This is a genomic window from Nonomuraea sp. B12E4 (genome assembly GCF_039871825.1).
GTDB lineage: Bacteria > Actinomycetota > Actinomycetes > Streptosporangiales > Streptosporangiaceae > Nonomuraea.
In genome coordinates this window covers 225,668-238,105 of record NZ_JBDPME010000008.1, presented here as the reverse complement: position 1 = coordinate 238,105, position 12,438 = coordinate 225,668, and the positions used below count along the sequence as shown (strand labels likewise).

Below are 12,438 nucleotides of genomic sequence, written 5' to 3'. Positions count from 1 at the left end.
ACGACTGCCCAAATCACTGCGAAAGATACGTTTCCCTGACATTACGCCTGCTCAGCTTGCCTGTCGGCGTGCGCGGCAGCGACTCGCGATACTCGATCACCCGCGGATGCTTGAGCCGGGCCAGCCGGGGCACGCAGTGGCGCAGCAGCTCCGCCGTAAGATCCGCACCCGCCGAGACCCCGGTGGCGGGCTGGACGAGCGCCACGACCTTGTGGCCCCACTCCGGATCCGGTACGCCGATCACGGCCACGTCCGCGACCGCCGGATGTTCGAGCAGCGCCGCCTCGATCTCGGCGGGATAGATGTTGACCCCGCCCGAGATGATCAGATCCGTCCGCCGGTCCAGCAGGAACAGGTATCCCTCCGCGTCCAGGTAGCCGACGTCCCCGGGCGTGTACTCGCCCTCACGCATGGTCGCCGCCGTCTTCTCCGGGTCCCCGTGGTATTCGAACCGGTTGATCCCGCCGATGTAGACCAGCCCCGGCGAGCCGGGGTCCGCCTCGCGGCCGTCCTCACCGACGATCGTGAACTTCATCCCGTCCAGCGCCCGCCCGACCGTGCCCGGCCTGGCCAGCCACTCCTCCGAGGACACCATGGTCGCCACGGCCGCCTCCGTGGAGCCGTAGTACTCCCACAACACCGGCCCGACCCAGTCGATCATCGCCTGCTTGACGGCCGGCGGGCACGGCGCGGCTCCGTGGTAGAGATGGGTCAGGGACGACAGGTCGTACGACTCCTTGTCCGGCACCCCCAGCAGCCGGTGGAACATCGTGGGCACCATGAAGGCGTTCGTCACCCGATACCGCTCGATCAGCCGCAGCGTCTCGGCGGCCTCGAACCGCTCGGGCGCCACGATCGAGTGCCCGAACTGCAGTGCCATCATGGCCTGCCCGTACGGTGCCGAGTGGTAGAGCTGCGAGCACACCAGGTGCACCCCGCCCTGCGGCAGGCCGAAGTGGCGCCAGCTCTTGCGCATCAGGATCGGGTACAGCTCCTCCGGGGTCAGGTCCAGCAGCCGCCGCCGTACCCCTTTCGGGCGGCCGGTGGTGCCCGAGGTGTAGAGCATCATCGACCCGGCCCGCCGGCGCGGGGGCGCCTCGGAGGACTGCCCCGACACCAGCTCGCCGACCGTCAGGGCCTCGGGCGAGACGACCACCCCGGCTCCGCAGTCGGTGACGATGTAGTCGATCTCCTCGGCTGTGAAGTGCCAGTTGACGGGGACCAGGTAGGCCCCGATCTGGTATGTGGCGAGCATCATGGTCAGCGCGTCCGGCCCGTTCTTCAGCACGGTGACCACGCAGTCGCCGGGGCGGACTCCGCGCGAGGTCAGGCCGTTGGAAGCCTGGTTCACGCGGGTCAGCAGCGCCCCGTAGGTGGTGCCCTCGGCGCCGAGGAGGGCAGGGCGTTCAGGGTCGTCGGCCGCGATCTCGAAGAAACCCCTCATGTCCGCAGACCTTACAGAATTAGATTCTGCAGGGGGAATAGCGGAATTATCCCTCGCCCAGGTGACGTAACCTCAAGGCCATGGCGGACGTCGGCGACCAGAAACCTTCCTTTGATGCTTCATCCACCAATCCGTTCCCGAAGGTTGTTCTGCCCGCCGAGGAGACGATCAGGATCTCCAAACCCCCGGCTCCCGGGCCGTCCATGCCGATAAGCCCCCCGCAGGAGCCCTCCCAGCAGAAGGCCCCGGCCCAGGGCCCGCGGCAGGCCCCTGTGTCGCCCCCGGACCAGTCTGCGACGCTGCCTTCGGTGCAGCCGCCGCAGGCTGAGACGCCGCCGCCGGTGCAGCCGCCGCTCGTGGTCGGGCCGCAGGCCGCCGCGCGGCCTTTCGGGCAGCCGCCGCAGTTTCCCCCGCCGTTTCCGGCCCAGCACCTCCGTCTGCCACCCGCTCAGCACCCGAGCCAGCCTCTCGGTCAGCACCCGAGCCAGCCTCCCGCTCAACACCTGGGTCAGCAGACGGGTCAGCAGACGGGTCAGCATCCGGGCCAGTCACCTGGTCAGTACCCGAACCAGCAGCCTGTTCAGTACCCGAGCCAGTCACCCGTCCAGCACCTGGGGCAGCCCCCGGTGCGGTATCCGTCGCGGCCTTCGGAGCACCTGCCGGAGCAGGTGCCGCTCAAGCCGCCCGCCTGGGGCCCCGGTGACATCCCGGTCAGAGTCGTCTACCTGATCGGCGCCAGCGTCGGCACCATCGTGGCGGTGGCGCTGATCTTCATGCTGTTCTCCGGCGACGTGCCCGCCAACCGGCAGGCCGAGCAGGCCGTCTCCGTCGCCCCCGTGCCGCCGAGTGCCATCCCCACGTCCTCGCCCACCCCGTCGGCCACCGCGACCCCGATCGTGCTGCCGCCGGTGCCCGAGAGCAAGGCGTACGCCACCCTGTCCGGCACCCAGGCCGCCGTCATCGGCCTGATCACCGACAAGACGAACGGGATCAGCTACCCCAAGCTGGCCTCGCCGTGGAAGGCCAGGTCGTACCCGCCGTTCACGATCGCGCAGCGCATCGGCGAGGTGAAGATGCCGTTCACGGTGATCGGCTCGGCGATGTACCCGGGTGACTCGCCCGCCGAGAAGCCCTCCTCGAACGCCGACTACCGCAAGATCGCCACCGAGGGGGTCCGCTGGACCATCCTCACCCAGTACCCCAAGGGCGCCACGATCTCCTGGACCGCCTCCCAGAAGATCCCGGTGGGCAAGGGCTGGACGCTCGGTTACAAGGTCACCTATCTCGTGGACGGCAAGAAGCAGACCGCCCAGGCCATGCTGGCGGTCGTCGAGGTGGGCAAGACCAAGCCGGCGATGTTGCTGGCCTCCATCCCCGAGGCGAACAAGGCGCACTGGCGCGATCTGAACACCCTGGCGCAGCAGGTTCGGCCGCTCTAGGTGGCGGGGTCAGAAGTATGCTCTAGAATATGATTCTGGGCATGGATTTTGACCTGGCTGGAGGGTGAGCAGATGGCGATCGGGTTGAGCGAGGAGCACGAGGCACTCCGCGAGTCGGTGCGCGGCTGGGCCGAGCGGAACATCCCCGCCGAGTCGCTCCGTGCCGAGGTGGACGGGCGCCCGCCGTTCTGGCCGGGCCTCGCCGAGCAGGGACTCCTCGGCCTGCACCTGTCCGAGGAGTCCGGCGGGTCCGGCTACGGCCTGCTGGAGACCGCCGTGGCCATCGAGGCGCTGGCCGAGCGCGTGGCGCCGGGACCGTACGTGCCGACCGTGCTGGCCAGTGCGGTGATCCACGCCTCCAAGCGGCACGAGCTGCTCGAAGGTCTCGCCGACGGCACGCTCACCGGCGCCGTCGCGCTGCCCGGCGTCCTGACCGGCACGCTCACCGGCACCCGGGCCGACGACGGCTCCCTGGTCGTGACCGGCACGGCCGAGCCGGTGCTCGGCGGCTCGCTGGCCGACGTGCTGGTGCTCCCCGTGACCACCGCCGAGGGCGAGGAGTGGATCGCGCTCGACGCCTCCGCCGCCACGGTCACCCCGGTCAGGTCCCTCGACCTGACCAGGCCGGTGGCCAAGGTGGAGCTGGCGGAGACGACCGTGCCGGACGAGCGGGTGCTGGACGGCGTGGAGAGCGCCGACGTGCGCCACCTGGCCGCGATCCTGCTCGGCGCCGAGGCGGCGGGCCTGGCCTCGTGGTGCGTCACGGCGGCCGCCGACTACGCCAAGGTACGCGTCCAGTTCGGCCGCCCGATCGGCCAGTTCCAGGGCATCAAGCACAAGCTCTCCCGCATGCTGGTCGCCCTGGAGCAGGCCCGGGCCACGGTGTGGGACGCCACCAGGGCCGCGGAGCGGCGATCCAGGCCGGAGCCGGCCGGGACCCACGGGAGCGCGGCCGAGGAGCTGGCGTTCGCCGCGGCCATCGCCGGGATGATGGCCCCCGACGCCGCCGTCCAGTGCGCGAAGGACGCCATCCAGACGTTCGGCGGCATCGGCTACACCTTCGAGCACGACGTGCACCTCTACTACCGCCGCGCCCTCACCCTGCGCGCCCTGCTCGGCCCCGCGACCGGCTGGGCGGCCACGGTGACGGAGCTGGCCCTGCGGGGCGTCTCCCGCGCGATGGAGATCGACCTGCCGGAGGACGCCGAGGAGCTGCGCGAGTCCATCCGCGCCGAGATCGCGGAGATCGCTCGGCTCGACGGCCAGGAGCAGAAGCGGGAGCTGGCCGGGCGCGGCTTCGTCATGTCCCACCTGCCCCGGCCGTGGGGCCGCGACGCCAAGCCGCTGGAGCAGGTGCTGATCGCCCAGGAGCTCAAGGCCGCCAAGGTACGCCTGCCCGCCATGATCATCGGAGCCTGGGTGGTGCCGTCCATAGCCGCCTACGGCACCCCCGAGCAGCAGGAACGCTTCCTGCCCAAGACGCTGAGCGGCGAGATGATCTGGTGCCAGCTCTTCTCCGAGCCCGGCGCGGGATCCGACCTGGCCTCGCTGCAGATGAAGGCGGAGCGGGTCGAGGGCGGCTGGAAGCTCAACGGCCAGAAGATCTGGACCTCTGTCGCCCACGTCGCCGAGTGGGGCATCTGCATCGCCCGCAACTCCAGCGAGGGCTCCAAGCACGACGGCATCACCTACTTCCTGGTCGACATGAAGGCCCCCGGCGTCACCGTCCGGCCGCTGACCGAGATGACCGGCGAGAACCTGTTCAACGAGGTCTTCCTCGACGACGTCTTCGTGCCCGACGACCTGGTCGTGGGCGAGGTGGGCGAGGGCTGGAAGGTGGCCCGCAACACGCTGTCCAACGAGCGTGTCTCGCTGTCGTCCGGCTCGGGCGGCACCGGCGCCTCCGTGCCCGACCTGGTCGGCCTGATCGGGCGGCTGGGGCGGGAGCTCACGCCGGCCGAGGCCGAGCACGTCGCCCGGGTCGTCTGCGAGGGCCACTCGATCAACGCGCTGTCGCTGCGGGTCACGCTCAAGCAGCTCGCCGGGTCCGAGCCGGGCGCCGACGCCTCCGTACGCAAGCTGCTGTCCACCTCCCACGCCCAGCACGTCTCGGAGACGGCCGTGGACCTGCTCGGCCCCGCGGCGGTGGTGGCCGCCGACATGAAGCTCGGCGACGCCGGCTACTGGAACCGGGCGGTGCTCGCCACCAGGGCCATGACCATCTACGGCGGCACCACCGAGGTGCAGCTCAACATCATCGGCGAGCGCATGCTGGGCCTGCCCAGGGACCCCGAGCCGGGCAAGTAGCCGGATGACCGAGCCGCCCGTCCCTCCACGGGCCGTGGGGGGACGGCGGCGCCCGCGGTTGTGGTCTCATTGCGGGATGCCGCACACGGTCCCGAACACCGGATCAGGAGGCCGGAGCCACGGCAGAACTTGTTTCTATTGAGTTGGTTGCGGTGGCAGGGGCGCGGGTGACGGGGGCCACCCCGGTCCTACTTTGTTGCCCGACATCGACATGGGCGAGAACATGTTCTACATGCGGAGGCTCGATGGGTCGCATCTCGACGCTGGTCCTCATCGGGTTCGGCGCTTTCTTCGTCACCCTGGCCCCGCTGCTGAGATTCTGGGCCGCCGGGGAGATCGTCTCCGCTCCCGCCGACCAGTTCCTCATCTCGCGGTTGGAGGTGAAGGACGCCCGGTACTTCTCGCCGCAGGACCTGAAGGTCCTCACCGGCGACCTCGACATCATCGTCACCACGCGCGGTGACGTGAAAGAGGCCGACGCCGACCGGGTGGTCTGGGACGAGGCCACGGTGGTCAACGACGTGACGAACTCGCGCTCGCTGATCGACGTCACCGAGCGGCGCAGTGCCTTCGACCGCCACTCGGGCGTCGGCGTCAACTGCTGCGGGACCAGCGTCCACAAGTCGCCGGTCACGATCGAGGGTCAGGTCTACAAGTTCCCGTTCGACGTGCGGAAGCAGACGTACAAGGTGTTCAACGCCACGGCGCGCAAGGCGTTCGGCGCCACGTTCGTCCGCGAGGACACCGTCAACGGCCTGCCCGTCTACGTCTTCGAGCAGGACGTGCCGCCGACCAGGACGGAGACCCGCGCCCTGCCCGCCAGGGTGCTCGGCATCGCCGGCGCCACCGGTGACGTGCGGGTGGACCGCTGGTACGACGGCAAGACGACGTTCTGGGTCGAGCCCGTCACCGGCTTCCCGGTGCGGCAGGAGATGCGGCGCCACGAGGTGCTGAAGACCCAGGACGGCGTGGAGCGCTCGGCGGCCTTCGTCGGCACCGCCAAGATGACCGAGCGGACCGTCGGTGAGCTCGTGCGGAAGGCGGAGGAGAGCAAGGACCGGATCGGCCTGCTGCGCGACACCATCCCGCTGGTGCTGCTCGCCGTGGGCGTCGTCCTCGTGCTGGTGGGTGTCGTGCTGGGCCGCCGCCCGGCCGAGTAACCCGCCGAACGCTTACCCATATTCCTGGCCCGCGACAATTCGCGGGCCTTTCTTAATGTCGTCTGGTGGCCTGACTAGAACCAGTTATCAAGTCAGATAACCCACCGGTACCGACGAAAGGTTCTAGTCTAGAACGCGTTGCAGTCAGGTGTTCTGCGGACGTATTGTCGGGCCATGCGGACACGTGTCACTGACATGTTCGGAATCGAGCTCCCGATCTTCGCTTTCAGCCACTGCCGCGATGTGGTGGCCGCCGTCAGCCGCGCGGGCGGCATGGGGGTGCTCGGGGCTCTCTACTTCACGCCGGAAGAGCTCGAGATGGAGCTCAAGTGGATCGACGACCACGTGGACGGCCGGCCGTACGGGGTGGACGTCGTCATGCCGGCCTCGTATGAGGGCGCGGATTTCGCCCCGGAGGAGCTGCTCGGCCGCCTGCAGTCGATGATCCCCGACGGGCACCGCGCGTTCGTCGAGGACCTGCTGGCCCGGCACGGAGTTCCGGCGCCCGCCGCGGACGCCGAGCCCGGCCGGGTGCTGCTCGGCTGGACGGACGCCACGGCCCGGCCGCAGGTGGAGGTCGCGCTGCGGCACCCGATCGCGCTGCTGGCCAACGCCCTCGGCCCGCCGCCCGCCGACCTCGTGAGGCTCGCCCACGAGCGGGGGGTCAAGGTGGCGGCCCTGGCCTCCACCCCGCGCCACGCGCTCAAGCAGGTGGAGGTGGGCGTGGACGTGGTGGTCGCGCAGGGCATGGAGGCGGGCGGCCACACCGGCGAGATCTCGACCATGGTCCTGATACCGCAGGTGGTGGACGCCGTGGACGTGCCGGTGCTGGCCGCGGGCGGCATCGGCAACGGCCGCCAGATGGCCGCGGGCATGGCGCTGGGCGCGGAGGGCGTCTGGACCGGCTCCCTCTGGCTCACCGTCGAGGAGGCCGACACCCCCGAGACGGCCCGGCGCCGCATCCTGGAGGCCACCTCCCGGGACACCGTGCGCTCGCGGAGCTGGACGGGCAAGCCGGCCCGCCTGCTCAGGAACGCCTGGACGGAGGCGTGGGAGGCGGAGGAGTCGCCGGGGACGCTGCCGATGCCGCTGCAGTTCATGCTGGTGTCGGACGCCCTGCGGCGGATCGGCCGTTCGGAGTCCTCGGACCTGGCCACGTTCCCCGCCGGTCAGATCATCGGGATCACCAACCAGGTCCGCTCGACCAAGGACGTCGTGTTCGGCCTGGTGGAGGAGTTCGGTGAGGCCCTTGAGCGCCTGAGCAGGCTCACCCGCGACTGATCTCACATGGGCGATCAGCCATTGCGCCGTTCCCAGGGATCGTCGTCGATGCGGTCTTCGGAGCCGAAGAACTCGTCGGCCTCCCCGCGCATCTTCGCGTGCTCCACGCCGGGGAGCACGCGATGCCTGGCGACGAGTTCTTCGGCGCTCAAGCGCCGCCTGCGCGGAAGCGGCCGCAGCTCCGCGATCTCGACTTCCTCGCGGGTGATGCGGAAGACCTCGCCGGCCTCGACCTGATCCAGGACGGCGGCGCAGTTGTCGCGGAAATCCCGCTGCGTGATGACCTTCATCGGCGGCTACCGTAGCCCCGTGCAGCCTCCTGGGCGACCGATTCGGGCTTCAGCGCCCGTGGTAGGTCGGGGGGCGCTTCTCGCGGAAGGCGCGAGTGCCCTCCTTGGCGTCCTCGGAGCCGATGACCGGCCAGCCGAGCTCGTCCGAGACCTTCAGCGCCGCCTGCTCCGGCAGGCCCAGCGTGTCGCGGTAGACGCGCAGGATGGCCTGCACGGCCAGCGGGCCCGAGGCGGCCACGTCGGCGGCCAGTTCGCGGGCCGCCGGCAGCGCCTGCCCGTCCGGGACCACCCGGTTGACCAGGCCCATCTGGAGCGCCTCGGCCGCCGTGATCGCGCGGCCGGTGAGGAGCAGATCCATGGCATGGCAGTAGGGGATCTGCCGGGGCAGGCGTACGGCGCTGCCGCCCATCGGGAACAGCGCCCGCCTGGCCTCGAACAGGCCCAGCGTCGCCGACTCGGCCACCACCCGCAGGTCGGTCCCCACCAGCAGCTCCGTGCCTCCGGCCACCGCGTAGCCCTCGACCGCGCAGATGATCGGCTTGGTCGGCAGGTCCTCGCGCAGCAGGCCCTTCCAGTGGACGTTGCCGATCCTGGCGGCCCTGGCCCGCGCCTCCGGGTCCGTCGAGGGCTGTCCCATGGCCTTCAGGTCGGCGCCCGAGCAGAACGTGCCCGCCGCGCCGGTCAGGATCGCCACCCGGATTCCTGGCTCCTCGGACGCGTACGCCCACGCCGAGGCCAGGCCGACCAGCATGTCCGAGGAGAGCGCGTTGCGGGCCTCGGGCCGGTTCATGGTGACGGTCAGGACGTGGCCGTCGCGCTCGATCCGGCAGTGGGGGGTGCTGATCGGCAGGAGTTCCACGGGTGCCTCCGACGTGGCGAAATCAAGCGCTTGCTACACACTTCGGCCCCAGGATACGCTCCCAGCAACAAATGAGAACAGGTTCCTGTTTTGCTCGCGCCGGAGGAGTTCGGATGGGCACACTCGGTTTCTGGAGGCTCGCACAGGCGGATCCCGAGTGGATCGCGGCCGTGGACCCCGACGGCACCGAGCACCGCGCGGGCGACCTGCTGGCCCGGTCGAACCGGCTCGTGCACGGCCTGCGTGAGCTCGGGCTCAAGGCCGGCGACGGCATCTGCGGCCTGGTCCCGAACGGGGCCGACGGCCTGGTCCTCTACCTGGCCGCGCTGCAGGCCGGCTGGTACTACACCCCGGTCAACTGGCACCTGACCGGCCCCGAGATCACCTACATCGTCGCCGACAGCGAGGCCAAGGCGTTCTTCGTGCACCCCCGACACGCCGTGGAGGGTGCCAGGGGCGCCGCGGACCTGGCACCCCACCGGCGCTTCCTGCTGGGTGACGGGGTGCCGGGGTTCCGGCCGGTGAGCGAGCTGACCGGCGGGCAGCCGGACACCGCCCCCGCCGACCGCACCGCCGGGGTCACCATGCACTACACCTCGGGCACCACCGGCCGTCCCAAAGGGGTCAGGCGCCGCCTGAGCGGTCTGGACCCGGACGAGGCCGCCGAGCTGATGACGTTCCTGCTCGGACTGTTCGGCATCACCCCGGGACGGCCGAACACGCACCTGGTCACCTCCCCGAGCTACCACACCGCGGTGACGCAGTTCGGCGGCAGTGCCCTGCACCTGGGCCACACGCTCGTCTACATGGACAGATGGGATGCGGAGGAGATGCTCCGGCTCTGCGAGCGCCACCGCGTCACCAGCTCCCACCTGGTCCCGACGCACTTCAAGCGCCTGCTGGCGCTGCCGGAGCAGACCCGCGGCAAGTACGACCTGTCCTCGCTGCGCTGGATGATCCACGCCGCCGCCCCCTGTCCCATCCCGGTCAAATGGGCGATGTTCGAGTGGTGGGGCGACTGCGTGTACGAGTACTACGCGGCCACCGAGGGCGGTGGCACCCTGGCCACGCCCGAGGGCTGGAAGTCTCACCCCGGCACGGTCGGCACGGCCTGGCCGATCAGCGAGCTGCTCGTCGTCGACGAGTCCGGCGACCCGGTGCCGACCGGCACCCCAGGGACGATCTACATGAAGATGCCGGGCGTCCCCTTCGAGTACAAGGGCGACCCCGAGAAGACCGCCGCGAACCGCCTCAAGGACCACTTCACCGTCGGCGACATCGGCTACCTGGACGAGGACGGCTTCCTCTACCTCTGCGACCGCAAGGCCGACCTGATCATCTCCGGTGGCACCAACATCTACCCGGCCGAGATCGAGAACGAGCTCGTGGTCCACCCGAAGGTGGCGGACGTGGCCGTGTTCGGGATCCCGGACGAGGAGTGGGGCGAGCAGATCAAGGCCGTGGTCGAGCCCGCGCCCGGCGTCGAGCCCTCGCCCGAGCTGGCCGGGGAGCTGCTGGCCTCGCTGGAGGGCCGGCTGGCCCGGATGAAGTGGCCCAGGAGCATCGACTTCATCGCGGAGATGCCCCGCGAGCCCAACGGAAAGCTGCTCAAACGCAAACTGCGCGCCCCGTACTGGGAGGGACACGACCGTGCCATCTGATCCGCTGGTCGCCCAGCACGTCCTGGAGTTCCCCGGTGGCTACACGCGGACCACCGGGCCGGTGATCGGGCGGTTCCTGAGCGAATTACGCGCCCGCCGCATCGTCGGGGTGCGTACGGCGGAGGGCAAGGTGCTGGTGCCGCCCCTGGAGTACGATCCCGCCACCGGCGAGCCGGTCACCGGCGAGTACGTCGAGGTCGGTCCCGCCGGCACGGTCACGACGTGGGCCTGGGTGCACGAACCGCTCGACGGCCACCCGCTCGACCAGCCCTTCGCCTGGGCGCTCATCGAGCTCGACGGAGCGGGCACCGCCCTGGTGCACGCGGTGGGCGGCACCGACGTCAAAGCGATGAAGGCGGGCATCCGGGTCTGGCCGGTCTGGCGGGACCAGCCCACCGGCAACATCACCGACATCTCGCACTTCGTGCCCGAAGTCACGCAGATCGTGTCCGACGTGCGCGCCGAATACCGCCTCCAGGCCGGCGGCGCCCTGCGCGTCTTCCTGGAGGGCGTCGAGCGCGGCGTCCTCCTCGGCGGGCGGTGCGGGACCTGCGCCAAGGTGTACGTGCCCTACCGGCTGTCGTGTCCCGAATGCGGCACCGGCATCACGGAAACCGTCGAACTTCCCGACACCGGCACGGTCACCACGTTCGCCATCAACAACCTGCCGGATCCGCGGGCTCCGCAGGTGCCGTTCGTGTCGGCGTACATCCTGCTCGACAATGCCGACATCCCCATCATCGCCCTCGTCGGGGACGTACCCGCCCACCAGGTACGCCAGGGCATGCGGGTCAGGGCGGTCTGGGTCCCGGAGAGCGAGCGCACGGCGTCCATGGCGAACATCCGCTGGTTCGCCCCCACCGGCGAGCCAGATGTGGAGCTGCCATGAGAGATGTCGCGGTCGTCGCGTTCGCCCAGACCCGGCACACCGGCCAGGACACCGGGCTGAGCGAGCCCGAGCTGATCCAGCCGGTGATCGACGAGGTCAAGGTGCGGTCCGGGCTGAAGCGGTTCGGCTTCACCTGCTCGGGGAGCTGCGACTACCTCGCGGGCGCCCCGTTCTCCTTCGTGTCGGCCCTGGACGCGCTGGGCGCCTGGCCGCCCGTCTCGGAGAGCCACGTCGAGATGGACGGCGCCTGGGCGTTGTACGAGGCCTGGGTACGCCTCCAGCACGGTGACATCGACTCCGCCCTGGTCTACGGCTTCGGCAAGTCCTCGCTCGGTGACCTCGACCGGATCATGACGCTCCAACTGGACCCGTACTATCTGGCGCCCCTCGGCCTCGACCGGCTCTCCTACGCCGCCCTCCAGGCGAACGCGGTCGGCGCCGACCGGGCCGAACTGGCCGAGATCGTCCGGCGGAGCCGGGCGGACGGTCGCGGCAACCCGTACGCGCTGGACCTGCCCGACCCGGAGGAGGGGGAGCAGCCCCACGCGGTGCGGCCGCTGCTGCGCGGGGACGTGCCACCCGTCACGGACGGCGCGGCGGCGATCGTGCTCGCGGCGGGCGACCTGGCCGGCCGCGTCTGCGACCGCCCCGCCTACATCAGGGGCATCGCGCACCGCATCGAACCCCACTACCTCGGCATGCGCGACCTGGCCACGTCACCCTCGGCGGCCGACGCCGCCCGGGCCGCCGGGGTCGGCAAGGGACCCGTCGAGGTGGCCGAACTGCACGCCCAGTTCCCGCACGAGGAGATCATCCTGCGCGCGGCGCTCGAACTGCCCCGCGACACCGTGATCAACCCCTCCGGCGGCCCGCTGGCGGCCAACCCGGTCATGGCCACGGGCCTCATCCGCATCGGCGAGGCGGCGCGGCGCATCCACGACGGCGGCGCCCGCCGTACGGTCGCGCACGCCGCCGGCGGCCCCTGCCTGCAGCACAACCTCGTGACAGTCCTGGAGGCGTGACCATGGGCAACCGGGAGCGAACCCGCCGTGGTGAGCGGAGTGGACGGCCGAGGCACGAGGCCGGCCGCGGAGCGAATAAGGAGCGG

Annotated in this window: 10 protein-coding genes; 7 read left to right on the top strand and 3 right to left on the bottom strand. The window is 70.6% G+C overall.

The window, feature by feature from the left end:
- Nucleotides 1–13: 13 nt before the first annotated feature.
- Nucleotides 14–1,444: an AMP-binding protein gene (locus ABGB18_RS20525; RefSeq protein ID WP_347697150.1), complete on the bottom strand. Its 1,431-nt coding sequence runs from the start codon at nt 1,442–1,444 to the stop codon at nt 14–16.
- Nucleotides 1,445–2,070: 626 nt separating this feature from the next.
- On the opposite strand from ABGB18_RS20525, the gene ABGB18_RS20520 reads away from it, so the two are divergent.
- From ABGB18_RS20520 to ABGB18_RS20505, 4 genes are all read left to right on the top strand, one after another.
- On the top strand, nt 2,071–2,883 hold the full coding sequence (locus tag ABGB18_RS20520; RefSeq protein WP_347697149.1) for a hypothetical protein: 813 nt from the start codon (nt 2,071–2,073) through the stop codon (nt 2,881–2,883).
- Nucleotides 2,884–2,955: 72 nt separating this feature from the next.
- Complete coding sequence (locus ABGB18_RS20515) at nt 2,956–5,190, top strand: acyl-CoA dehydrogenase (RefSeq protein WP_347697148.1); 2,235 nt, start codon at nt 2,956–2,958, stop codon at nt 5,188–5,190.
- A gap of 245 nt (nt 5,191–5,435) precedes the next feature.
- The gene (locus ABGB18_RS20510) at nt 5,436–6,350 is read left to right on the top strand and encodes a DUF3068 domain-containing protein (RefSeq protein WP_347697147.1); all 915 of its coding nucleotides are present in this window, start codon (nt 5,436–5,438) and stop codon (nt 6,348–6,350) included.
- Nucleotides 6,351–6,524: 174 nt separating this feature from the next.
- Complete coding sequence (locus ABGB18_RS20505; protein WP_347697146.1) at nt 6,525–7,631, top strand: nitronate monooxygenase family protein; 1,107 nt, start codon at nt 6,525–6,527, stop codon at nt 7,629–7,631.
- A gap of 14 nt (nt 7,632–7,645) precedes the next feature.
- Here the strand turns inward: ABGB18_RS20505 and ABGB18_RS20500 are convergent, their stop codons facing one another.
- Both ABGB18_RS20500 and ABGB18_RS20495 read right to left on the bottom strand, forming a co-directional pair.
- On the bottom strand, nt 7,646–7,921 hold the full coding sequence (locus ABGB18_RS20500) for a PhdYeFM domain-containing protein (RefSeq protein WP_347697145.1): 276 nt from the start codon (nt 7,919–7,921) through the stop codon (nt 7,646–7,648).
- A gap of 49 nt (nt 7,922–7,970) precedes the next feature.
- Nucleotides 7,971–8,780: a crotonase/enoyl-CoA hydratase family protein gene (locus ABGB18_RS20495; protein WP_347697144.1), complete on the bottom strand. Its 810-nt coding sequence runs from the start codon at nt 8,778–8,780 to the stop codon at nt 7,971–7,973.
- A gap of 113 nt (nt 8,781–8,893) precedes the next feature.
- Here ABGB18_RS20495 and ABGB18_RS20490 point away from each other — a divergent pair, with 113 nt between their 5' ends.
- The 3 genes from ABGB18_RS20490 to ABGB18_RS20480 are packed head-to-tail and all read left to right on the top strand — an operon-like array spanning nt 8,894 to nt 12,352.
- The gene (locus ABGB18_RS20490) at nt 8,894–10,441 is read left to right on the top strand and encodes an acyl-CoA synthetase (protein ID WP_347697143.1); all 1,548 of its coding nucleotides are present in this window, start codon (nt 8,894–8,896) and stop codon (nt 10,439–10,441) included.
- The gene (locus ABGB18_RS20485; protein WP_347697142.1) at nt 10,431–11,330 is read left to right on the top strand and encodes an OB-fold domain-containing protein; all 900 of its coding nucleotides are present in this window, start codon (nt 10,431–10,433) and stop codon (nt 11,328–11,330) included. Before ABGB18_RS20490 ends, ABGB18_RS20485 begins: the two co-directional genes overlap by 11 nt.
- A complete protein-coding gene (locus tag ABGB18_RS20480) occupies nt 11,327–12,352 on the top strand; it encodes a thiolase domain-containing protein (RefSeq protein ID WP_347697141.1) in 1,026 nt (341 codons plus the stop codon). The genes ABGB18_RS20485 and ABGB18_RS20480 overlap by 4 nt, the downstream gene beginning before the upstream one ends.
- Nucleotides 12,353–12,438: the final 86 nt, after the last annotated feature.